The sequence below is a fragment of the Rhizobium sp. AC44/96 genome (assembly GCF_001692185.1).
Lineage (GTDB): Bacteria > Pseudomonadota > Alphaproteobacteria > Rhizobiales > Rhizobiaceae > Rhizobium.
Window position 1 is genome coordinate 825,134 of the sequence record NZ_LXKO01000001.1, and the last position, 22,282, is coordinate 847,415.

A 22,282-nucleotide genomic window follows, 5' to 3' on the forward strand; every position below is an offset into this window, starting at 1 on the left:
CGGGCTAGGCGATCGTCTGGAGGAACTGGCCGAGTTCGCCACGCACATAATCTCCGACGGAGCCTCTAGGCTCGAAACCCCACCAGAGCAGGCAGCCCTGCCACTGCGACAGCATCAGCCGTCCGAGCGGCGCTTTGCCTTGGGTGGCGCCAAGGCATCGATCGAGCGCTGCTGCCAGTGTGTTCCCCCAGGCCGCGCCGCGCGCCCGCAGAGCTGGGTCGCGCAGGTCCTCCCTGAGCACGAGCAGACCCTCTGCGTAGGACGCGGCATCCTCGCCGTAGTCCTTGGAAAGTCCAGTCAGCAGGTCGATGGCGCCTTCGGGCGTTTCCGGAACGGATTGGATCAGCCGGGCCGTTTCCATGTCCAGCCGGTCCCAGGCGCGCAGCAGGCAGGCCCGCAGCATCGCCGCCTTGGTACCGAAGCGCTGCACCAGCGTCGAGCCGGAAAGGCCGCTGATCTTCGCCACCGCACCGAAGCTCGCCGCATCGGGTCCTTCCGCATGCACAAGCCCGAGAACCATGTCGAGAAGCTGTTCGTCCGAAAGCGTGCGGGGGCGGGGCATGAAGTTTCCTCTTGCGTTTGCACTAATTATGAACGAACGTTCGTTTATATTCAAGCGAAATGGCGAGGCCCATTGAATGGGTTCCAGCGTGGAGGACAAGCACATGACCGCATCGCTTTCAGGAAAGATCGCCCTTGTGGCCGGCGGCACGCGCGGCGCCGGCCGCGGTATCGCGGTGGAACTCGGGGCCGCCGGCGCGACGGTCTACGTGACCGGCCGTACGACGCGGGCAACGCAATCGGAATATGGCCGGCCTGAGACGATCGAAGAGACGGCGGAGCTGGTAACGGCAGCCGGCGGCGAGGGGATCGCCGTTCGCGTCGATCATACCGTGCCTGAAGAGGTCGAGGCGCTGGTCGCCCGCATTCGCCGCGAACAGGGCCGTCTCGATATCCTGGTCAACGATATCTGGGGCGGTGAACACCTCACCGAATGGAACAAGCCGATCTGGGAGCATTCGCTGGACAAGGGACTGCACATGCTGCGGCTGGCGATCGACACGCATCTGATCACCGCGCATTTCGCCCTGGCGCTGATGATCGAACACCCCGGCGGACTGCTGGTAGAACTGACCGACGGCACCGCCGAATACAACGCCACCCACTATCGCCTTTGCCCCTATTACGACCTCGTGAAAACGGGTGTGATCCGCATGGCCTGGGCGCACGGCAAGGACCTCGCGCCGCATGGCGCGACCTCGATTGCATTGACGCCGGGCTGGATGCGCTCGGAAATCATGCTCGACATCTTCGGGGTCACCGAGGAGAGCTGGCACGACGCGACCGCGGCGCAGCCGCATTTCGTCATCTCCGAGACGCCGCGCTTCACCGGTCGGGCGGTGGCAGCCCTTGCCGCCGATTCCGAACGCGCCCGCTGGAACGGACAATCGTTGTCGAGCGGCGGCCTCGCCAAGGTCTATGGCTTTGACGACATTGACGGCTCTCGACCGGACTGCTGGCGCTACATGGACGAGGTGATGGAGGCGGGCAAGCCTGTCGATGCCAGCGGCTACCGTTGAATCAGATTAGCTGGATGGGATGATAACGAACTGTCTTTGCAGCGTTTTCGGCGCCGCATTCTGCCACGACTTGCGCACCAGACCTTGCACCAGCTCGTCGCTCGCCTTGCCGTAGAAGAGACGCGTCGAACCCCGCTGCCCCCAGCCACCCGGCACGGCAGCCGTATCATCGGGCGCCACGGCCAGCGTCATGTGCTGCTGGTCGGGCGTCAGGCGGACGACACAATAGTCCTGCTCCGGCATCGTCAGGAATATCTTGCTGCGCACGCGGAAATCACGCGTGCCATGATGCGCACTCTCGACTGCCTCGGGCAGGCTGAGCGCAAAGGAAATGAGCTCTTCCTGGTTCATGGCTGTGAAATTAGCATATGCTGATGGTCGGAGACCAATCAGAAAAACTCAAGCAGCACCTTATTGAGGAAAATTGTCATTTATAGGAAAATAATCCTTGACGGCGTGACGGTGGTTTGATAGGGTTATGGCATAGTCGGAAAGTTGCGGGTGCAGCGGTGGTGCGCCGAGGTGAGCACGGGTTCGGCCCAACTTGTTTTGACGGGCAGGACCAAAGCACCACGACGCCCTCACAGGCGAACAATTCCCTATTGTTTGGCTGTCGCGCTCTGCGCTGTGGGCGGTCCGAGGAGCGAATGCGAGAAGGCGGATACGTTCTCGCCCTCCAGAAAATAATCGCGACGTTCTCTCGTCAGGACTGAAAGGATCGAGTGGGCCGTGCCATGCCAGTTGGCGATGAGATCATGTGATTCAAAGACGATGAGGGGAGTTTGATCGACCCAATCGGTATTGCTCCGAAAGAGACTGACTTCGCTTCCCTCGATATCGATCTTCACAATGAATGGCTTCCCGTCGGGAACAGAGGAGATGAGGCTAGGTATGGTTTGCGCTTCGATCTCTCCGGATGCGCTTTCGACGGTTTGCCAAGCCCAGGAGCCGTATCCCGGGTCGTGCAGTGCAATGCGCCCCTGTCGATCGGATATGGCGGCCTTGATGGGCCGAATGTTCGGCCGGTTCTCGGCATTCCGGCACAGCACGGCGTAATTGTCGGGTTCCGGTTCGACCGCAATGATGACTGCACGTGGAAACAACTGCGAATACCAGATCGAAGCCAGTCCGGAATTTGCGCCGCAGTCGACGATGACGGGCGTTCCTCCTTCGTTGATAATGCTCTGGTAGTGACAGTTTAAAGCCTCGGCGTGTGCGGTGCTTTCGATGAAATACTCCTTGTCCATAAAGACTTGAATGAGAATTTCCCAATCGGTCGATCTGAGGCGCAGGAAAATATCGCCATCAACGTCAGGTATCCGGATCTTTCTGATCTCGGAAATTTCGCGCGTGGTCTGACGGGTGAAGTAGACAGAGAGAGCAGCCTGAAAGCCAAAATGCTTTATCAAAGTGTTTAGCGTTTGAACGTGCCACAGCATCAACGAGACCTGCTTTTGCTGATTAAAGTATTGAATGTACGTATGGATGAAATAGCGAAGGCGGGATTGGGCAAAGATAGCTTATAGCGGTATTCGGCATAGCGCTCGGCCTGATCGAGGCCGAAGTGCAAACGTTATGCCCGTTTCCTACCCCATGTCGCGGTCCCCCCGTTCACGGGCGTTCGCCTCCAAGCGAATGAAAGTCTTTCCGATTGCTTCGCCACGATCGTGTTGGGTGCTTCCTCGCGGTTAGCGCGGTTTGCCCTTGATAGATCTCGCGGCCAAAGAGGTTTCAACGATGGAAGTCGAGAGTTTCGTGCCCGAGCTTTGTGGCTTGTGGCCGCAGACGCGCGCCTACTGCTCTGGCTTGGCGGCGGTATCGGGCCGGGCGGATGTTCAGGCCGTCGTCGAGGAATATTTTCTTGAGACGAAATCCGGTGCGAGTGCCTCGCCGGAAGATTTGCGGGTGCTTCTGAACGAGATGACGGCGGAGATGCGCGAGCAGTTCGCGGCCTTCCGCGAGCTACGCAGATCGGCCGAGGCTGCGGCGTCGGCAAGCGGCGATGAGGCGGCGGCCAAGCTTGCCCGCACCGACCTCAAGGCCGCGACCGATGCCATGTCGCTCATCGTGCGCACGCTGGAGAAAATCGACCAGCTTCAACGGCAGTTCGCCCGGGATCGGGAACTGGCGATCGAGGAAAACGAGATGGCGATGGGGCTGGACGATGCGAAGACGAGCTTTCTCCGACGCATCGAAGAGCGAGCAACAGCCCGCGCATGGCAACTCTTTGAAGACTGGCAGCGCAACGGCCCTCCGGCAACTGACGAAGACGAGGCCGTCAGGGCAACCCGCGAAGCCGAACCGGGCTGAACGCCTGGCCGCCCTTGCCGACGAACGGCGAGCGGCAAGGTTGCTGGCGCGGCACGAACAGAGGATGGCAGGTATCGTGGCGCAACATTCGCAGGTGCGGCAGGCGATGGCGGCGATCACCGCAACCACCGACGCGCTCCTTAAGGGGACCGCTCAGCCGCTGTCGGCACCGCCACAGCAGGAAGAGCTGGTCGTCTCGCGCGATGCGGCGGCTTCGCCCGAGTTATTGGCCGAACGACACGATCTCTGGAAAACCCTGGCGGGGCTCTGGGAGTTCAACGCCCGTCCGGAGCAGCTACCGCCGCCGGGCGACTGGCGGATATGGCTGATCCTGGGCGGGCGCGGTTGCGGCAAGACGCGGGCCGGTGCGGAATGGGTACATGCCATCGCCAGCGCCGGGCGGCGATCCGATCTGCGGATCGCCCTGATCGCTGAAACGCTTGGCGACGCGCGCGAGGTGATGATCGACGGCATTTCGGGTATCTGTCGCATCGCGAGGCGTTGCCGGCCCGAGTTCGAGATCTCGCGGCGCAGGCTCGTCTGGCCGAATGGCGCAGTCGCCCAGATCTTCTCATCCGAGGATCCGGAAAGCCTGCGCGGCCCGCAGTTTCATTTCGCCTGGTGCGATGAGTTGGCGAAGTGGAAGCATGGGCAGGAGACGTGGGACATGCTCCAGTTCGGTCTGCGCCTCGGCAGTCATCCGCGCCAGCTGGTGACGACGACGCCGCGTCCTGTGCCCTTGCTGAAGGCATTGATTGCTGACACGGGTACACGACTGACGCGGATGAGCACGCTTGCCAACGCGGCCAATCTGGCGCCGGGTTTCATCGACGCGCTGGCCCACCGCTACGGCGGCACGCGGCTTGGGCGGCAGGAGCTCGACGGCGAACTGATCGAGGATCGCGACGATGCGTTGTGGCGGCGCGAGATGATCGAAGCGGCCACGATCCGCCTCACCGGCGAGATCAGACGGATCGTCGTCGCCGTCGATCCGCCGGCGGCGGCCGGCGCGCATTCCTGCTGCGGCATTGTCGTCGCAGGGGTGGAGGCGTCAGGCCGCGCCGTGGTTTTGGCGGACTGCTCGATCGAGGGGGCGAGCCCTGCCGGTTGGGCGAGCGCCGTGGTGCGCGCCTACCGACGCTTCTCGGCGGACCGGGTGGTTGCCGAAATCAACCAGGGTGGGGACATGGTGGCATCGATGCTGAAGAGCATCGACGAAAGCCTGCCGGTCTCGACCGTGCGCGCGACGCGCGGTAAGTATCTCAGGGCCGAGCCGGTCGCGGCACTCTACGAGCAGGGGCGGGTCGCCCATGCTGGTCGTTTCGTCGCGCTGGAAGACCAGATGTGCGACTTCGGTCCCGATGGCCTCTCCTCCGGCCGCTCGCCAGACCGGCTAGACGCGCTGGTCTGGGCGCTGACGGCGCTGATGCTCGAGGGAAACGGAGAACCGCGGGTGAGGGGTGTGTGACGCGACGATCTATCGCTGCGGTTGTTGGGACACGGGGCGAGGTGCCTCGCGCTCAGGGCGCACCTGACGCCACTCGTTTTCGAGCTGGTCGATCACGTGCTGGGGAATGGTCGGCTGGTTGCTGTTGGCAGGCTGCTGCATACTCTCCTCCGGCGGCCAGTTTTAACGCTGAGTTAATCACTGGCATGCCCCAAATGATCTGTAAATCAGGGGCTTAAACACTTTAAACGATTGAATTTAATTTAATCGATTAAGACGGACAATGACGTTGCAGTTTTTCGAGGTGAACAACATGGTTATCCACATCGACCGGCCATTTTTCTTCGACACCGTGCGTGATGCCCTTTTCAAGGGAGCGCTTAATCAGCCTCAGGTGGAGGGAATGACGGCGATTCTTGATTTCTGGGAAAGCCGGATGGCCACGGCCGATCGGCGCTGGCTCGCCTATATCATGGCGACGGCCTTTCATGAGACTGCCTATACCATGCAGCCGGTGCGTGAGACGCTGGCGGCGAGCGATGCCCGCGCCATCGAAATTCTCGAAAACGCCTATGCGTCAGGCAAGCTCTCCTGGGTGAAGACCCCATACTGGCGGCCGGACGAGGACGGCAAGAGCTGGCTCGGCCGCGGCCTGGTGCAGCTCACCCACAAGCGGAACTACGAAGCGATGAGCAAGCTTACGGGCATCGATCTCGTCGCCGAGCCGGACCGCGCGATGGAGATGGACGCCGCGGTCTCGATCCTGATCGAGGGCATGGTGCAGGGCAGCTTCGCCAACCACAAGCTCGCCGACCACCTGAACGAGACGACAGACGACTGGATCAACGCCCGCCGCATTGTCAACGGCACGGATCGGGCCGAGAAGCTCGCCGGCTACGGCAAGACCTTCATGGCAGCGATCCGCGACAAGGTGCCCGACGGGTGGTTCGCGCGGTTGAAGGCCCGGCTCGCGCGTGGTATCGCCCGCATATTCGGCTAGAGAGCAGGAGTTCCGCGTGATCCGCCACATCGTCTTCTTCACGGCGCCGGCCGAAAATCTCGAAAAGGTCCGTGCCGGACTGTCGATCCTGACAGCCATCCCGCATGCCCGCCTGCTGGAGATCGGTACCAACGTGAAGACCGACCAGCTTGGCACCGAGGTCGACCTCATCGTCTACGGCGAATTCGACGACGAGGCGGCACTTGCCGCCTACAAGGCGCACCCGGACTACCAGCGTTCGATCGATCTCGTGCGTCCGATCCGCGAAATGCGTATGGCGGCGGACTATGAAACCGAGGCGGCGGTCAAGCAGCCGCTGGGGTAGGCCGCGCTCACCGGACCATGAAGCCGATGACGGCTGCGTTGACGAGATCGATGAAGAAGGCGGAGACCAGCGGCAGGATAATGAATGCGGTTGGCGCCGGACCATGAGCCTTTGTCACCGCCGTCATGTTGGCGATCGCCGTCGGCGTTGCACCAAGGCTGATGCCACTGAAGCCGGCCGATAGCACCGCCGCCTGATAGTCGCGACCCATCGCCGGAAACACGATGAAGATCATGTAGAGCACCGCTGCGATCGTCTGGATGCCGAGAACGATGACAAGTGCCGTACCGAGGCCACCGAGCGTCCACAGCTGCATGCTCATGAGTGACATCGCCAGAAACACATTCAGCGAAAGGTCGGAGATCAATGCCAGTGAACGTGACCGCGATGGCCAGAACATCTGCGGCAGCACGCGTGGGATCGTGTTGGTCAGGACGATCGCGACCAGAAGGCAGACCACGAAAAGCGGCAGCTTGACGCCGGTTTCCTCGACCACCTCTTCGAGCGCGTAGCCGATCAGGATAGCGACGTTGAGGATCAGTACCGTACGCAGCAGGTTGACATAGTTGATGCTGCTGTCTTCCTCGGAGGTCGGCGCATCCGGAAGGCCGATGATGGGTGCTTCCGCCATCTGGCCACTGAGCTGGTAGCGATTGATGAGAAGGCGCGCGACCGGACCGCCGACGATGCTGGCGATCACGAGGCCGAGTGTCGCGGATGCAATGCCGATCTCGAGCGCATTGTTCAATCCGAAGCGGCTGGCGATCAGCGGCGCCCAGGCAATGGTCGTGCCGTGGCCGCCAATGAGTGAAATGGAGCCGAGAAGCGGTCCCATCCCATCAGGCAGGTTGAGCATTCTGACGGCGCCGACGGCGATGAGATTCTGGATGAGGACGAAGCACACCGTCAGCGCGAGCAGGATCACCAGCGGCTTGCCGCCGGCGGCCAGGTCCGCGACGCGCGCGTTAAGACCGATGCCGGTGAAGAAATAGAGGAGCAGCATGTCGCGCGCATCGAGATCGAAGATCACCTGCGTGCCGAGAAAGTAGAAGGCGGACAGCGTCAGGAGCGCCGCAACGAGCCCGCCGGAGACAGCGTCCGGAATGTTCCAGCGCTTGAGCGGCTTGATGACGTTATTGATGCCGGTGCCCAGGAAGAACACCACGATGGCGATCGTGAAGGTGAGAAGTCCCGGCGTCTCGATCGTCGTCATCGATGCTGTCCCTCTGATTCGTGGTGTCGGGAGGAAGGTATTCGCTGAAGCCGGTGAAAGGAATGAACGGCGCGTATGCTGATACGTTTCACGCCTTTCATCAAGTTGCGCTTATGACGTAAACAATGGGTAAACATGCAACGTTGGGGCGAATAAACGCGTGGCTGCATCGCGGTGCGGGAGACGGATAGCGCCTCACAGCGGGGCGAGCCTCGCGGGCCAAGCCAAACCTGAGGACGGACAATCATGAAACTCCGATCATTGCTGCCGTGGGCCTCCACGGCGGAGCGCAATCCCGCGACCGAGAAAAAGGCCGCCACCGGCTTCATGTCTCTGGCCGTGGATGGCCGGGCAAGCTGGACGGGCCGCTCCTATGCGGCGCTGTCGCGCGAGGGGTTCATGCGCAATCCCGTTGCGCACCGCTGCGTCAGGCTGGTGTCGGAGGCAACGGCGTCGGTGCCGATGCTGCTCTATGAGAGCGATCGCGAACGGCCGGATCATCCGCTGCTGGCGCTTCTGAGGCAACCGAACGGCCGCATGAGCGGGCCCGATTTCTTCGAGGCGCTCTACGGTCATCTCCTGCTGTCGGGCAACGCCTATGTCGAGCCGCTCGATGTCGCCGGGCAATTGCGCGAACTGCATCTGCTGAGGCCCGACCGCATCAGCGTCGTCGAGGGGCGGGACGGTTGGCCTGATGCCTACGACTACCGCGCCGGCGGCGTGCTCCGCCGGTTTCCGGTGGAGACGGCAGGGCTTGGCCTGCTGCACCTGAAACTCTTTCATCCACTTGACGATCACCTCGGCTTTCCGCCACTGGCCGCGGCACAGGTGGCGCTCGATCTCTCCAATGCGGCGGCGACCTGGAACAAGGCGCTGCTCGACAATTCGGCGCGGCCCTCCGGCGCGCTGGTCTACCAGCCCAAGGAGGGCGGCAATCTCTCGCCGGACCAGTACGAGCGGCTGAAACAGGAGCTGGACGAGGGCTATTCCGGCCCGATGCGTGCGGGCAGGCCGCTGTTGCTCGAAGGCGGGCTCGACTGGAAGTCGATGGGGCTCTCGCCGAAGGACATGGATTTCGTCGAGGCGCGCAACGGTGCCGCCCGCGACATCGCGCTCGCCTTCGGCGTCCCGCCCATGCTGCTTGGCATTCCCGGAGACAACACCTATGCCAACTACCAGGAGGCCAACCGCGCCTTCTATCGCCTGACGGTGCTGCCGATGCTGACGCGAACGACGGCCACGCTGTCAGCCTGGCTGGCAGGCAGCTTTGGCGACGGTCTGCGGCTGGAACCCGATCTCGACAGGGTCGCGGGTCTTGCGGCCGAGCGCGACCAGCTGTGGACGCGCCTGGGCGCGGCAGCGTTTCTCACCGACGAGGAGAAGCGGCAGGCGGTGGGGTATTGAGGTCTCGATAAATCGTTTGCTCCGCGAGAAGATCCGACGGTGTTGCCGCCGGATTCAATTCGCGAAGATGCCCGCTCAAGCGATTCAAAAGGCTGGAGGAAACCGGCATCCGACGTGGTCGGGTGCTGCATCCCTTTCGATCCGGAGAGTTTGACCATGACGGACCTTTCCAATGATGCCGGGCTCTGGGCAACCAGGGCGCTGGGCGCGTCGGCGGGCGCTGTTGTATCGCTCGTCTATCTCCTGCCGAAGAGCCGGCGTGAGGCGGCGAGCCGGTTCTTCACCGGGCTTTCGTGCGGGCTCATCTTCGGTGGGCCGACCGGTATATGGATCGCCGAGCGATTGGATCTTGTCGATCGATTGTCGGTGTCCGAGGTGATGCTGTCGGGATCGGCGGCGGCCAGTCTTTGCGCCTGGTGGGGTCTCGGCATTGTCGCGCGTATTGCGGGGCGATACGGCGCGCGCAACCGCTGACGCGCCGGTGAACATTTGACGGCCGGTGAGGTTGTCAGCGCCACGCCCCTGAACCCGGTGGCGGCACAATCACACAACGAGGAGAGCATCATGACCGCAAGCAGCGCGCTGGCGCGATCACCCATGGGCGCGGATACGCGCAAGTTCGCCAATCTTGAGCTCCGTGGATTGGGGCGCGACGGCAGCTTTTCTGGCTACGCCAGCGTCTTCGGCGAAGTCGATCTCGGCAAGGATGCGATCGAACGCGGCGCCTTCAGAAAGTCGCTGACGGAGCGCGGGGCAGGCGGGGTGCGGATGCTTTTCCAGCACGACCCATCCGAGCCGATCGGCGCCTGGAAGACGATCCGCGAGGACAGCCGCGGCCTCTACGTCGAGGGTGTGCTCGCCGAGGGCGTCAGTCGCGCCCGTGAGGTGCATCAGTTGTTGAAGAACGGCGCGCTGGACGGTCTGTCGATCGGTTTCCGAACGGTGCGGGCAAAGACCGACGCCAAGTCGGGCGTGCGCCGCATCCTCGAGGCCGATCTCTGGGAAATCTCTGTCGTGACCTTCCCGATGCTGCCCTCGGCCCGCGTGCAGAACATCAAGAATGCGCGGTGGTTCCGCGACAAGGAGACCGAGCTTGTCCGCGCCATGCGCCGGGCCGCCCGGATGATGCTGACTGAAACCTTCAGATAGGACGAACAGATGACCGACAAGCAGACCGCCGCAAAGACTGCACCCGAGATCAAGGCGGCGCCGGAAATGGCTGCCGCTTTCGATGAATTCATGGAGGCCTTCGAAGCCTTCAAGGAAACCAACGATGCCAGGCTCGGCGAGATCGAGCAGAAGCTGACCTCCGACGTCGTCACCCGCGACAAGGTGGATCGCATCAATCGCGCCATCGATGAACAGAAGAAGGTGCTCGACCAACTGGCGCTGAAAAAGGCGCGGCCGCCGCTTGGCCGGTCCGCTGCTGCTGGCATCGAGGCGACCGAGCACAAGGCTGCCTTCGAACAATATATCCGCCGCGGCGACGAGGCCGGATTGCGCGAGATCGAGGCGAAGGCGATGTCAGCGGGGTCAGGCGCCGACGGCGGCTATCTCGTGCCGCCGGAAACGGACACCGAGATCGGCCGCCGGCTCTCCGTCGTTTCGCCGATCCGCTCGCTCGCAACGGTGCGTCAGGTCTCCGGTTCGGTGCTGAAGAAGCCGTTCTCCATCGCCGGCATGGCAGCAGGCTGGGTCGCGGAAACGGCGGCTCGCCCGCAGACATCAAGTGCCCAATTGGCCGAGCTCTCCTTCCCGACCATGGAGCTCTATGCCATGCCGGCGGCCACCCAGGCGCTGCTAGACGATGCCGCGGTCGATATCGAGGCGTGGATCTCGGGCGAGGTCGACACCGTCTTTGCCGAACAGGAAGGGACCGCCTTCGTGAACGGCGACGGCACCAACAAGCCGAAGGGCTTCCTCGCCTACACGGCGGTGGCCGACAGTGCCTGGAGCTGGGGCAATCTCGGCTACATCGCAACAGGTGCCGCGGGTGCCTTCAAGGCGTCTGCCGCATCCGACACGCTCATCGACACGATCTATTCACTGAAGGCCGGCCATCGCCAGAACGCCAACTTCGTGATGAACCGCAAGACCCAGGCCGAGGTGCGCAAGCTGAAGGACGGCGACGGTCGCTATCTCTGGCAGCCGCCGGCAACGGCGGGCGAGGCGGCCTCGCTGGTCGGCTTCCCTGTCGTTGAGGCCGAGGACATGCCCGATATCGCGGCCAATGCGCTGTCGATCGCCTTCGGCGACTTCCGAGCCGGCTATCTCGTCGTTGATCGCACCGGGGTACGCGTGCTGCGCGATCCCTATTCCGCCAAGCCCTATGTGCTCTTCTACACCACCAAGCGCGTCGGCGGCGGAGTGCAGAATTTCGAGGCGATCAAGCTGGTGAAGTTCGCCGCAAGCTGATTGATCGCCCCATGCGGCGCCCCGCGTCTTCCTCCCACCGGGGCGCCGTACCCTCTTTGCTTTCGATACAATCCGGGAACCGACATGACCTATGCATCTATCACTTCGCCCGCGGCGGAGGCGCTGACGCTCGCCGATGTCAAGGCGCATCTGCGGCTCGACGACAGCAACGAAGACCCGCTGCTGGCCGCCTTGATCGCTACGGCCCGCGAGCACCTTGAACGCTCCACAGGGCTCTGCCTCATCACCCAGACATGGCGCCTCTATCTTGATTCAATACCTCAAGGCGGCGTGATTCAGATTGCCAGAGGCCCGGTGCAAGCCATTGAAAGCCTGACGCTTTATGATGCTGCAGGCGAGGAGGTGACGCTACCGCTCACCGGCCACATCCTGGATGGCAGTGCGCGGCCGGCTCGCCTGGTGCTGAGCCAGGCGATCGACATCACGCGCGATATCAACGGCCTGGAGATCGACTTTATCGCGGGTTTCGGCGAAAGCGGCGCGGACGTGCCCGACACGCTGAAGCGCGCCATGCTGATGCATATCGCCCAGATGTTTTCCTTCCGTGGCGCGGTCTCGGCGGAAGACCAGCCGGCGGACATTCCGCCGGGCTATGATCGCCTGATCACGCCCTTCGTGATGCGGAGGCTGTGATGCGCTCGGTGTTCTTCGATCCCGGCCAGATGACGGCGCGGCTCGAACTGGAAGCGCCGGAGGCAACCCCGGACGGACAGGGCGGCGCCACGGTCTCCTTTGTCGCGGTCGCGTCGCTATGGGCGCGCATCGAGCCCGTCAGCGAGATCCGGCAGGAGCAGGCGAGCGCTGATGTGTTCACCCTGACCCACCGCATTTGGCTCCGATTTCGAAGCGATATCACGGCCGGTATGCGGCTGCGCAAGGGTGAGCGGGTCTTCGTGATCGGCGCGTGGCGTGACCCGGATGAGAGGGGCAACTACGTCGTCTGCCTCTGCGAGGAGGAGAGCCAATGACGGAACCGCGAGCGTCCCTGGCGATCACTCTCCGGGACCTGGCGGCGGCATTGCTGGCGCTGATGCGCGGTTGCGAGAGCAAGCCAGACACGAAGGGAGCCGAGAAGGATGAGCACTGCCAATGAACTGCTGACGGCGATTCACGCACTCCTCAGTGAAGATGCCGAATTGACTGCCATGATCGGGCCGGATGCCATTCGCGACCGGCTGGTCGCGGGCAGGAAGCTACCCTGCATTGTCGTTGGCGAGCTGACCAGCAACGACTACTCGACCTCGACAGAGGAGGGCGAAGAGCATCTGCTGGCATTGGAAATCTGGTCGGATGCCGCAGGGCGCAGGCAGGTTCAGACAATCGTCGAGAGGCTCCATGCCTTGCTGCAGGACGCCGCGCTTGGTCTCGCCACCCATCACTTGGTCGGCGTGCGGCATCTGGCAACGCGCACGCGGCGTGAACCGAAGACCAGGCTGCATGTCGCGGAGATGCGATTCAGGGCAGTGACGGAACCGGCTGCGTGACGCCGCGCACCAGCGCCATCAGCATCATCACGAACCCGAGCGACAGAACCGCCAGCACAGCGCAGGTTGCGATCGCCATGCCAGCGCCCGCACGGTCCAGGATCGCGGTGAAGACGACGGGCGCGACGGCATTGGCGAGATTTTGAGGCAGGGAGAGGCGAGCGGATTGCAGGCCATAGTCGCGGGGTGAAAACAGCGCCAGCGGCAGCAACGCGCGGGCGACGGTCATGACGCCGGAGCCGAAGCCGTAGAGCAGGATGAAAGCGACCAGCAGCGGCGTCGAAGGCGGCAGAACGATCATCATCAGGAAGCTGAGCACCATGAGGCTGACGCCCATGGCGGCGCTGAGGATCGGATTACCGCGTTTGCCGAGCAGCATGTCCATGAAACGAGCTGAAATGCCGATGACGCCCCGCGCCGAACCGAGTTGGATGGCGAGCGCTGGCGAGGCGCCGGACTGGCGAAAGATCTCGAGCAGCGATGGCGAGACGCCGAAGGTGACGAAGGTCGAGATCGTTGTCGCCGCCGCGATCAGCAGGAAGGCCTTGCGCTGCTTTGCCGGCGAGAGCGGCAGTGGCGCTGTATGCGCGGCAGCGCCCTCGGTGTGGCTGACGATCGGCGTTGGCAGCGCGAAGAGGTGCAGCGGAAGGCAGATGCAGAACTGCAGGGCCGCGCAGATCAGGAAGGTAGATCGCCAGCCGACGGCATTGTTCAGGAGGCTGAGGACAGGCCAGAAGATCGCGCTCGAAAGTCCGGTGAACAGCATCAGGATCGCGATCACGCGTTTGCTGTTCGGCCCTTCGCGTTCCACCACGGCGGTATAGGCGGGCGCCGACAGGCCGAGCGCCCCGCCACCCCCTATGAGGATCCAGGCGAGCACGTAGAGAACGATGCCATTGGCCGCTGCAAGGAGGGCGAGACCGGCGGCAAAGACCAGCGACGCCGCGGCAAGCACGCGCGCCGCCCCGTAGCGCCCCAGCCAGCGGCCCGTCGTCGGGCCCATGAGCGCGCTGATGATCATCATCACCGTCAGTCCGCCAAAGACGATCTCGTTTGCAAGCCCGAGGTCCGGCGCGATGACGCGGCCCATGACGCCGAGCATGTCGAAGCTGGTGCCCCAGCCGATCAGCTGTGTGACGGCAAGAACGGCGACGGTGCGGGCTGTACGTGGGGAGAATGATCGGGACATCGGGCGGATGCCTTGGGGAATCGAGACTTCGGACGGGAATTCAACCGGTCGTACCAGCTTGGCCGACGGGTTGAAAGTGACAAGTAAATGACAGTGGCAGGCGTCCCAGGGGCGCCTTTTGTTTTAAGGGACAAAGCGATGGTTGCGCAAAAGGGCAAGGATCTGCTGCTCAAGATATTCAACGGGACAGCCTTCGAGACGGTGGCAGGCCTCCGCTCGAAACGGCTCGCCTTCAATGCCGAAACCGTCGATGTGACCGATGCCGACAGCGTCGGTCGCTGGCGTGAACTGCTGGGCGGCGCCGGTGTGCAGCGTGCATCCGTTTCTGGCGCCGGGATCTTCAAGGATGCCGCCTCCGATGCGCTGGTACGGAACGCCTTTTTCAATGCGTCGATCCTGAACTGGCAGATCGTCATTCCCGGCTTCGGCAATATCAGCGGGCCGTTCCAGGCGAGCGCTCTTGAGTATTCCGGCCAGCACAACGGCGAGGTGCTGTTCGAAATGGCGCTGGAATCGGCCGGCGCCATCAGCTTCGAGGCGCTTTGATGCGGGCGGCGGGTGCACGTGCAAATCGGCGACGCGGCGAGATCGAGGCGATGATCGATGGTGAACGGCGGATTCTCTGCCTGACGCTTGGCGCTCTGGCCGAGCTCGAGACGGCCTTTGCAGTCGACAGTCTCACGGGTTTGGCGGAACGCTTCGCCGATGGTCGCCTGAGGGCCGCCGACATGATCCGCATCATCGGCGCCGGCCTTCGCGGTGGCGGCAATCTCTATTCCGACGACGAGGTCGCGCAGGCCGATGTCGAGGGTGGCCTGGGCGGCTATGCCACGATCGTCGGCAGCCTGCTTACTGCCACCTTTGTCGGCGTGGAGGCGGAGACCGCCTCGCGCCCCCTCTAGCCGCAGCCGGCATCGAGGCTGAACGTGGTGCCGCGCCTTTCCCCTGGGCGCGGGTGCTGCATGTCGGTCTCTGCTTGCTGCGGCTTCCCCCGGTCGCGTTCTGGGCAATGACACCTCTCGAATTCCACGCAGCCGCAGGCGGGCTGGTGCCGCCTGGCGTCGGCACATCCCGCGCCGATCTGGAGGGGTTGATGGCCCGGTTTCCGGATTGATCCGCAGCGACCCAGAAGAAGGCAGGACAATGGACAGCGAAGAAACGGATTTTACCACCGCAACAGGGCAGGCGGAGACGCTGCAACGCGCTCTCGATGGTCTGGAGACGCGCTCACGCTCGTTCGGGGCAGCGCTTTCGAGCGCGCTTCGAAGCGCCGCCGACGGTAGCAAGAGCTTGGACGACATTCTGCGCAGTCTCGGCAACCGGCTGGCGGATATCGCGCTGTCGGCAGGTCTGAAGCCGCTGGAGACGATGATCTCGGGGAGTGCTTCGAGCCTGCTCGGCAGTTTCGGCAAGCTTCTGCCCTTTGCCGATGGCGGCGTGGTCTCGCAGCCGACCTACTTCCCGATGGGCGGCGACATGGGGTTGATGGGGGAGGCGGGCAGCGAGGCGATCTTGCCGCTGAAGCGTGGCGCCGACGGTTCGCTTGGCGTTGCTGCCGCAGGCGGCGGCTCGCAGCAGATCATCTTCAATGTCACCGCCGCCGACGCCCAGAGCTTCCAGAAAAGCGAGGCGCAGATTTCCTCGATGCTGGCGCGCACCGCCATGCGCGGCCAGCGCAACTTGTGAGGTGCCATGACAAGCGGGTTTCATGATGTGCGCTTTCCGCTGCGCCTGTCGCTTTCGACCAGCGGCGGGCCGGTGCGGCGCACCGATATCGTCAATCTGTCCAATGGGAGAGAGAGCCGCAACAGCCGATGGCGCGATGCGCGGCGAAGCTATGACGCCGGCTCGGGCCTGCGCTCGGTGGCGGATCTCTACGAGGTGCTGGAGTTTTTCGAAGCGCGCAGCGGCGAGCTCTATGGCTTCCGGTTCCGCGATCCAATCGACTGGTCATCGTCCAGGCCCGGCATTCCGGTAACGCCGGGCGACCAGCGGTTGGGCACAGGCGATGGGGTCACCGTGACATTCCCGCTCGTCAAGACCTATGGCGACGCGGCGGGCGGTAGCGTCCGACGGATCGCCAAACCGGCGGACGGTTCGGTCGTCGTTGCGCTGGACGGGGTACCCGTGCCCGGCGCGGCCTTCGACTGTGATACGGCAACAGGGACCGTCACATTTGCCGCCGGTCATGTTCCTGCGCCGGGCTCTTCGATAACGGCCGGCTTCGAGTTCGACGTACCCGTTCGTTTCGCCACCGGCCGGATCGAGGTCAACCTGTCCGCGTTCAATGCCGGGCGGATTCCAACCATACCGCTGACGGAGATCGCGCCATGAGAACGATCCCCTCAGCGCTGAAAGCGCATCTGGATGGAGACGCCACGACGGTCTGCCACGCCTGGCGGGTGATCCGCCGCGATGGCGTCGTGTTGGGCTTCACGGAGCACGACAACGACATCGCCTTCGATGGCACGATCTTTCTCGCTGCGAGCGGATTTTCCGCAAGCGCGGCGGAGGAAGAGGTTGGCCTGCCGGCCGCGACCAGCGAGGTCTCCGGGGGCTTCTCCAGCGCGGCAATCACCGAGGACGATCTGGAGCGGGGACGCTATGACGGCGCCCGTGTCGAGGTGTTCCTCGTCAACTGGCCGCTGCCCGAACAGCACATGATGCTCAAGGTGCAGGAAATCGGTGAGGTGACCCGCGACGCCGGCCGCTTCCAGGCCGAGCTTCGCAGCTTCGCCAGCCGTCTGAACGAGCCGCAGGGGCGCGTCTATGGACGTCGTTGCGACGCTGCGGTCGGGGATAACAGGTGCGGCGTGGATCTGTCGCTGCCGCAGTTTCGTGCGGACGGCGTCATCGTATCGGTACCGGATGCGAGCCGGCTGCTTCTGTCGGGGGTCAGGTCTGTTGACGACGGCTTCTTCCGTCTGGGAACGGCGACGTTTGTCGACGGCGAGAACCAGGGGCAGCGTTTGGATATAGACGCGCATGTGCGGGTTGGCGACCTGATGGAGGTCACGCTCTGGCTGCCGCTCGAGCGCGCGCCTTCTTCGGGCGATCGCCTCGTATTGACGGCAGGCTGCGACAAGTCCTTCGCCATCTGCCGAAGCAAGTTCTCCAACCGCCTGAATTTTCGCGGTTTCCCGCACATGCCGGGTGCCGATTTCGCCTACACCTACGCCGACGGCGAAAGCGTTCACGATGGGAAGGCGCTGTTCAAATGATGACGACGGCAGACCGCGTGCTCGCCTGTGCCGAAGGCTGGATTGGCACGCCCTACCGGCATCAGGCGTCGCTCAAGGGGGTGGGGTGCGATTGCCTGGGGCTGATCCGCGGGATCTGGCGCGAGCTCTATGGCGAAGAGCCCGAAGTGCCGCGCCCCTACGCGCCTGACTGGGCCGAACGCAGCGGCGAAGATCGATTGATGAACGCGGCGTACCGTCATTTCGATACGTCGCTGTCGCTTGCCGAAGCGCTGCCCGGCGATCTGCTGCTTTTCCGCTGGCGGCCCGATGTGGCTGCCAAGCATGCCGGCATTCTGGCCGATGAACGGCACTTCATCCACGCCTACGAGCAGGCAGCGGTAATCTCCTCGCCTCTCGTGCCGAGCTGGCGGCGTCGTGTCGCGGCTGTGTTTCGGTTTCCGGAGAAATAGATGGCAACACTTCTCTTTCAGGCAGCCGGTGCAGCGCTCGGCAGCGTCTTCGGTCCAGTCGGCGCGATCATCGGTCGCGCGGCCGGTGCCCTGGCCGGCAGCGTCGTCGACCACGCCCTCATCAACGGCAGTACCACCGTGCGCGGCTCGCGGCTGTCGACGGCACGCATTCCCGGCGCCGACGACGGCACGGCAATCAACCGTGTCTACGGCACTGCCCGCATCGGTGGCACGCTGATCTGGGCCACGCGGTTCGAGGAGCAGGTAACGACCGAACGAACGGGCGGCAAATCCACGGGTGGCACGCGGGTCGAGACCTATCGCTACTTCGCCAATCTCGCGATCGGTCTGTGCGAAGGGCAGGTGGCGCGGGTGCGGCGGGTGTGGGCCGATGGCAAGGAACTGGATCTCACCAAGATCGAGATGCGCCTCTATCGCGGCAGCGACGATCAGCAGCCCGATCCGCTGATCGAGGCGAAGCAGGGGACAGGCAATGCCCCTGCCTATCGAGGATTGACCTATGTCGTGTTCGAACGCTTGCCGCTTGATGCCTACGGCAACCGTATCCCGCTGCTGCAGTTCGAAGTGGTTCGTGCAATCGGCGCGCTGGAAAACAAGATCAAGGCGGTCTGCATCATCCCGGGCGCGACCGAACATGGCTACCGCGCGACCGCCGTCTCTGAAAAAACCGGTGCCGGCAGTGCACGTCTTCTCAACCGGAACACACTGCAGGGGACGACGGACTGGGAGGTCTCCATCGACGAGTTGACTGCGCTGTGCCCGACTCTGGAGCGCGTCGCCCTTGTCGTCACCTGGTTCGGAACCGATCTGCGCGCCGGCGAGTGCCGCGTCGTGCCGGGCGTCGAGGTCGCTCGCCGCAACGAAAGCAGGGATTGGTCCGTCTCGGGTGTCGAACGTGGCGACGCATATGTCGTCAGCCGGAACAATGGCGGCCCGGCTTTCGGTGGCACGCCGGATGATGAAAGTGTGGTGTCGGCCATTGCTGATCTCAAGGCGCGCGGGCTCAAGGTCTATCTGTATCCGTTCCTGATGATGGATATACCCGCCGGCAACAGCTTGCCTGATCCCTATGGCGACGATGCCCAAGCGGCCTATCCCTGGCGCGGGCGGATCACCTGTCATCCTGCCATCGGCCAGGTCGGCACGGCAGACCGTACGACACTGGCCCGCAGTCAGCTGCGCGCGTTTGCCGGTGCCGCGCGTGCCGGCCACTTTTCGGTATCCGGACACCGGGTCGTCTATGACGGCGATGAGGAAAGCTATCGGCGCTTCATCCTGCACTATGCGCAGCTTGCAAAGGCGGCAGGCGGTGTCAGCGGATTCATTGTCGGTTCCGAGCTGCGCGGGTTGACCCAGGTCCGGGACGATAGTGGTGCGTTCCCCTTCGTCGAAACGCTTGTTTCGCTGGCCGCCGACGTGGAGACCCTGTTGCCGGCTGCAAAGCTGACCTATGGCGCGGATTGGAGCGAATATTTCGGCTATCATCCGGCGGACGGCAGCGGTGATGTCTATTTCAATCTCGATCCGCTCTGGGCGTCGCCGGCAATCGACGCGATCGGTATCGACAACTACATGCCGCTCGCCGACTGGCGCGGCGATGATCTTGCCAATGCCAACCCCGACGGCTTCCGCCTCGCTGACGATCGCCAGGCCCTGATGGCCGGCATCGGCTCGGGCGAGGGGTTCGATTGGTATTATGCGACAGAAGCCGACCGCCGGACGCGCTTGCGGACCGCGATTGTCGATGGCTCCGCGGGCAAGCACTGGGTCTATCGCTACAAGGACATTGCCGGCTGGTGGAGCAATTCGCATTACGAGCGGCTTGGCGGCGTGGAGCGTGCATCTCCTACACCTTGGATCCCGGCCAGCAAGCCGATCTGGTTCACGGAACTTGGCTGCGGCGCAATCGACAAGGGGGCCAATCAACCAAACGTATTCGCCGATCCGAAATCGGCGGAAAGTGCTGCTCCTTATTTCTCCAGCGGAATGCGCTCCGACAGCATGCAGCGCCGGTTTCTGGAAGCACATCATGATTGGTGGAGCGGTGGCGCCGCGCCTGGAATGGTCGATCCCGCGCACCTCTTCATCTGGTCCTGGGATGCGCGACCCTATCCGGCCTTTCCGCAAAATACGACGGTCTGGAGCGACGGTGGCAACTGGCGAACGGGTCACTGGCTCAATGGCCGGATCGGCGGAGGGACGCTTGCCGACGTCATTGCCGCGATGCTGGGCGACCACGGCTTTGCCGATTTCGACGTTTCGGAAGTGAGCGGTGATCTGACGGGCTATGTCCAAGGTGATCTCGCCTCGGCACGCAGCCTGATCGAGCCCTTGCTACAGGCATTCCAGATCGATGTTTTCGAGGATGCGGGACGCTTGCGGTTTCGTTCGCGTGCGCGAGCAAGTCTTCCGGCCTGGCCGATCGAGACGCTCGTCGATCGCGAGGATGAACAGCTCTGGCAGGAAACGCGTGGCCATGACAGCGACTTTGCCGCGGAGGCGGTGTTGACATTCTACAATCCCGAACTCGATTTCGAGCAGGCGAGTGTGCGTTCACACCGTGCTGCGCAAACGACGAGCCGGGTCATCAAGCAGGATCTGGCAGCGGTTGTTGCAGAAGAGACGGTACTGGCCGCAGCCGAGGCGCTGTTGCGCGACAACAGGATTTCCCGCCGCTCGGTTCGCTTCTCGATATCGCCTGGCGAACTGCAGATCCAGCCCGGCGATATGGTGACTCTACCGGGTGGCCCGGCCGGTCGTTTCCTCGTCACGCGGATCGAGGAGAGCGAGGCGCGCCGTATCGAAGCACGCGAGTTCGCGCCATCGCGTGGTGGGAGCCCGCCCTCATCCCTGGATGGGCGCGAGGTCGGCACTGAGCCATCGAACCTTTTCGACCCGGTCGTCTGCCTCATGGATCTGCCGTGCATCGATGGCGGTGACGCCGCATCCTTTGCGCGAGGAGCCGTCTTTTCTCGGCCCTGGCACACGGTCGGGCTGTCGTCGTCGGCGACAGCGGAGGGGTATCAGGGCAGGGTATTGCTTGATCGTCCGGCCACGATTGGAACACTGGCTGTTGAACTGGGCAGTGGGGTCAACGGCCGTTTCGACTGGTCCCGACCGCTGGTGGTCGATCTCCCCGCAGGCGAGTTTTCCTCCTTGCCGGCCGTATCCGTGCTGAACGACGGCAACCTCATGGCGGTCCTGGCAACAAACGGCGCGTGGGAGGTTCTGTCCTTCCAGCAGGCCGAAGAGATCGAGAGCGGGCGCTGGCGCTTGAGCGGCCTGCTCCGCGCACTCGCCGGGACCGATGACGCGATGATGTCAGGTGCCGCCGCGGGGTCGGTGGCCGTCTTGCTCGATCAGGCGGTCAAGCCGCTGGGCCTCGGCAGCGATGAAATGGGACTGCGCTTGAACTGGATTGCCGAGGCTGCGGGGTCCGTTGAAAAGGCCGGCCCCTTGGCCTTCGAAGGAGGATTGCGCGCACGGACGCCACTGGCGCCCGTCCATTTGCGCTGCGCGCGCAATAGCGCCGGAGAGGCCGTCGTCTCCTGGATCCGCAGGGGGCGGGAGAACGCCGACAACTGGATCGGCGCCGATATCCCGCTCGACGAACCATTTGAACGCTATCGCCTCGAGATGCTGCGGGAAGAGACCGTTTTGAGAACTGTCGAGGTCGATACGCCCGAATGGACCTATTCGCTGGCTGACGAGACTGCGGATTTTGGTGCGCCGCAGACGAGCCTGACCGTGAGAATCCGCCAGATGGGGGCACGCGTTCCCCTCGGATTGCCCGCGATGCGCGCCTTTGTGCTGTGACTTTTGTTGAAAGGAGAAAGATGATGAGCGAATTGAAATTCTGGTACACCTCCAAGACGATCTGGGGTGCGCTGATCTCCGTTGTCGCATCCTTGATGCACTTTACGGGTGTGGATATTGCCGCTGCCGATCGCAGTCAAATCGTCGACTCGATCGTCAATATTGCCGGCGCGTTCGGCGGTCTGTTGGCCGTCTACGGTCGCGTCACCGCCAAATCCGCGATCAAATCCGCGTCATGAGTGGCAATGCCGGCGAGGGGTGGATACCCACCACCTTTCGCTGGATTCTACGTGGTTTGGCCCCGCCTATTCCTAGTCTTAAACAGTTCTAAACACTCGACGTTACAGTGCATTCATTTGCCATTCAGGTCGCTTGAGTACATAGTCGGGCCAAGTTGGTATCCAT

27 protein-coding genes are annotated in these 22,282 nt (G+C 63.3%); 22 read left to right on the plus strand and 5 right to left on the minus strand.

Going from position 1 to position 22,282, the window contains the following annotated elements:
* Positions 1-4: 4 nt before the first annotated feature.
* Entirely contained in the window at positions 5-562 is a 558-nt protein-coding gene (locus A6U87_RS03985) for a TetR/AcrR family transcriptional regulator (protein ID WP_065689898.1), read from the minus strand.
* Between the two features lie 103 nt (positions 563-665).
* Here A6U87_RS03985 and A6U87_RS03990 point away from each other — a divergent pair, with 103 nt between their 5' ends.
* Positions 666-1,580 carry an SDR family oxidoreductase gene (locus tag A6U87_RS03990; protein WP_065689899.1) on the plus strand — a complete coding sequence of 305 codons (915 nt, stop codon included), beginning with the start codon at positions 666-668 and terminating at the stop codon, positions 1,578-1,580.
* A gap of 6 nt (positions 1,581-1,586) precedes the next feature.
* On the opposite strand, the gene A6U87_RS03995 is transcribed toward A6U87_RS03990, so the two are convergent.
* Positions 1,587-1,931, minus strand: coding sequence for an MmcQ/YjbR family DNA-binding protein (locus A6U87_RS03995; RefSeq protein WP_065689900.1), 345 nt, complete (start codon positions 1,929-1,931; stop codon positions 1,587-1,589).
* Positions 1,932-2,179: 248 nt separating this feature from the next.
* Complete coding sequence (locus tag A6U87_RS04000; protein ID WP_065689901.1) at positions 2,180-3,019, minus strand: FkbM family methyltransferase; 840 nt, start codon at positions 3,017-3,019, stop codon at positions 2,180-2,182.
* 298 nt (positions 3,020-3,317) lie between these two features.
* Between A6U87_RS04000 and A6U87_RS04005 the strand changes: the two genes are divergently transcribed.
* The 4 genes from A6U87_RS04005 to A6U87_RS04020 all read left to right on the plus strand — a co-directional run bounded on the left by A6U87_RS04005 (position 3,318) and on the right by A6U87_RS04020 (position 6,662).
* Positions 3,318-3,890, plus strand: coding sequence for a hypothetical protein (locus A6U87_RS04005; protein ID WP_065689902.1), 573 nt, complete (start codon positions 3,318-3,320; stop codon positions 3,888-3,890).
* A gap of 64 nt (positions 3,891-3,954) precedes the next feature.
* Positions 3,955-5,358, plus strand: a complete 1,404-nt coding sequence (locus A6U87_RS04010) for a DNA-packaging protein (RefSeq protein WP_244499417.1) — start codon at positions 3,955-3,957, stop codon at positions 5,356-5,358.
* A 292-nt stretch (positions 5,359-5,650) separates the two neighbouring features.
* Complete coding sequence (locus A6U87_RS04015) at positions 5,651-6,337, plus strand: glycoside hydrolase family 19 protein (protein ID WP_065690266.1); 687 nt, start codon at positions 5,651-5,653, stop codon at positions 6,335-6,337.
* A gap of 16 nt (positions 6,338-6,353) precedes the next feature.
* Complete coding sequence (locus A6U87_RS04020) at positions 6,354-6,662, plus strand: Dabb family protein (RefSeq protein ID WP_065689903.1); 309 nt, start codon at positions 6,354-6,356, stop codon at positions 6,660-6,662.
* Between the two features lie 7 nt (positions 6,663-6,669).
* On the opposite strand, the gene gltS is transcribed toward A6U87_RS04020, so the two are convergent.
* Positions 6,670-7,875 carry a sodium/glutamate symporter gene (gene gltS, locus A6U87_RS04025; protein ID WP_065689904.1) on the minus strand — a complete coding sequence of 402 codons (1,206 nt, stop codon included), beginning with the start codon at positions 7,873-7,875 and terminating at the stop codon, positions 6,670-6,672.
* 246 nt (positions 7,876-8,121) lie between these two features.
* Here gltS and A6U87_RS04030 point away from each other — a divergent pair, with 246 nt between their 5' ends.
* From A6U87_RS04030 to A6U87_RS04060, 8 genes are all read left to right on the plus strand, one after another.
* Complete coding sequence (locus tag A6U87_RS04030; protein WP_065689905.1) at positions 8,122-9,279, plus strand: phage portal protein; 1,158 nt, start codon at positions 8,122-8,124, stop codon at positions 9,277-9,279.
* A gap of 156 nt (positions 9,280-9,435) precedes the next feature.
* Positions 9,436-9,753 carry a DUF6107 family protein gene (locus A6U87_RS04035; protein WP_065689906.1) on the plus strand — a complete coding sequence of 106 codons (318 nt, stop codon included), beginning with the start codon at positions 9,436-9,438 and terminating at the stop codon, positions 9,751-9,753.
* A 90-nt stretch (positions 9,754-9,843) separates the two neighbouring features.
* Complete coding sequence (locus A6U87_RS04040; protein ID WP_065689907.1) at positions 9,844-10,428, plus strand: HK97 family phage prohead protease; 585 nt, start codon at positions 9,844-9,846, stop codon at positions 10,426-10,428.
* A gap of 9 nt (positions 10,429-10,437) precedes the next feature.
* Complete coding sequence (locus tag A6U87_RS04045) at positions 10,438-11,694, plus strand: phage major capsid protein (protein WP_065689908.1); 1,257 nt, start codon at positions 10,438-10,440, stop codon at positions 11,692-11,694.
* 84 nt (positions 11,695-11,778) lie between these two features.
* On the plus strand, positions 11,779-12,348 hold the full coding sequence (locus A6U87_RS04050) for a head-tail connector protein (protein WP_065689909.1): 570 nt from the start codon (positions 11,779-11,781) through the stop codon (positions 12,346-12,348).
* Entirely contained in the window at positions 12,348-12,683 is a 336-nt protein-coding gene (locus tag A6U87_RS04055) for a phage head closure protein (RefSeq protein WP_065689910.1), read from the plus strand. Before A6U87_RS04050 ends, A6U87_RS04055 begins: the two co-directional genes overlap by 1 nt.
* A complete protein-coding gene (locus A6U87_RS30565; protein WP_275078371.1) occupies positions 12,680-12,808 on the plus strand; it encodes a hypothetical protein in 129 nt (42 codons plus the stop codon). The genes A6U87_RS04055 and A6U87_RS30565 overlap by 4 nt, the downstream gene beginning before the upstream one ends.
* Entirely contained in the window at positions 12,792-13,199 is a 408-nt protein-coding gene (locus tag A6U87_RS04060) for a DUF3168 domain-containing protein (RefSeq protein ID WP_065689911.1), read from the plus strand. The genes A6U87_RS30565 and A6U87_RS04060 overlap by 17 nt, the downstream gene beginning before the upstream one ends.
* Here A6U87_RS04060 and A6U87_RS04065 read toward each other — a convergent pair.
* Positions 13,171-14,388 (minus strand): MFS transporter, encoded by a 1,218-nt coding sequence (locus A6U87_RS04065; RefSeq protein ID WP_065689912.1) that lies wholly within the window; start codon positions 14,386-14,388, stop codon positions 13,171-13,173. The genes A6U87_RS04060 and A6U87_RS04065 overlap by 29 nt on opposite strands.
* Before the next feature lie 138 nt (positions 14,389-14,526).
* Between A6U87_RS04065 and A6U87_RS04070 the strand changes: the two genes are divergently transcribed.
* Genes A6U87_RS04070 through A6U87_RS04105 form a run of 9 tightly spaced genes read left to right on the plus strand, consistent with a single transcriptional unit; the run spans position 14,527 to position 22,116 of the window.
* A complete protein-coding gene (locus A6U87_RS04070) occupies positions 14,527-14,934 on the plus strand; it encodes a phage major tail protein, TP901-1 family (protein ID WP_065689913.1) in 408 nt (135 codons plus the stop codon).
* On the plus strand, positions 14,934-15,290 hold the full coding sequence (locus tag A6U87_RS04075) for a gene transfer agent family protein (RefSeq protein WP_065689914.1): 357 nt from the start codon (positions 14,934-14,936) through the stop codon (positions 15,288-15,290). The genes A6U87_RS04070 and A6U87_RS04075 overlap by 1 nt, the downstream gene beginning before the upstream one ends.
* Before the next feature lie 11 nt (positions 15,291-15,301).
* Positions 15,302-15,502: a rcc01693 family protein gene (locus tag A6U87_RS29095; protein ID WP_083199260.1), complete on the plus strand. Its 201-nt coding sequence runs from the start codon at positions 15,302-15,304 to the stop codon at positions 15,500-15,502.
* A 29-nt stretch (positions 15,503-15,531) separates the two neighbouring features.
* Positions 15,532-16,074, plus strand: a complete 543-nt coding sequence (locus tag A6U87_RS04080) for a phage tail tape measure protein (RefSeq protein WP_065689915.1) — start codon at positions 15,532-15,534, stop codon at positions 16,072-16,074.
* 6 nt (positions 16,075-16,080) lie between these two features.
* Entirely contained in the window at positions 16,081-16,722 is a 642-nt protein-coding gene (locus tag A6U87_RS04085) for a DUF2460 domain-containing protein (protein WP_065689916.1), read from the plus strand.
* Positions 16,719-17,609, plus strand: coding sequence for a DUF2163 domain-containing protein (locus A6U87_RS04090; RefSeq protein ID WP_065689917.1), 891 nt, complete (start codon positions 16,719-16,721; stop codon positions 17,607-17,609). The genes A6U87_RS04085 and A6U87_RS04090 overlap by 4 nt, the downstream gene beginning before the upstream one ends.
* Positions 17,606-18,040, plus strand: a complete 435-nt coding sequence (locus A6U87_RS04095; RefSeq protein ID WP_065689918.1) for an NlpC/P60 family protein — start codon at positions 17,606-17,608, stop codon at positions 18,038-18,040. Before A6U87_RS04090 ends, A6U87_RS04095 begins: the two co-directional genes overlap by 4 nt.
* Positions 18,041-21,877 (plus strand): glycoside hydrolase/phage tail family protein, encoded by a 3,837-nt coding sequence (locus tag A6U87_RS04100; protein WP_065689919.1) that lies wholly within the window; start codon positions 18,041-18,043, stop codon positions 21,875-21,877.
* A 23-nt stretch (positions 21,878-21,900) separates the two neighbouring features.
* Positions 21,901-22,116, plus strand: a complete 216-nt coding sequence (locus tag A6U87_RS04105; protein WP_065689920.1) for a hypothetical protein — start codon at positions 21,901-21,903, stop codon at positions 22,114-22,116.
* Positions 22,117-22,282 lie beyond the last annotated feature (166 nt).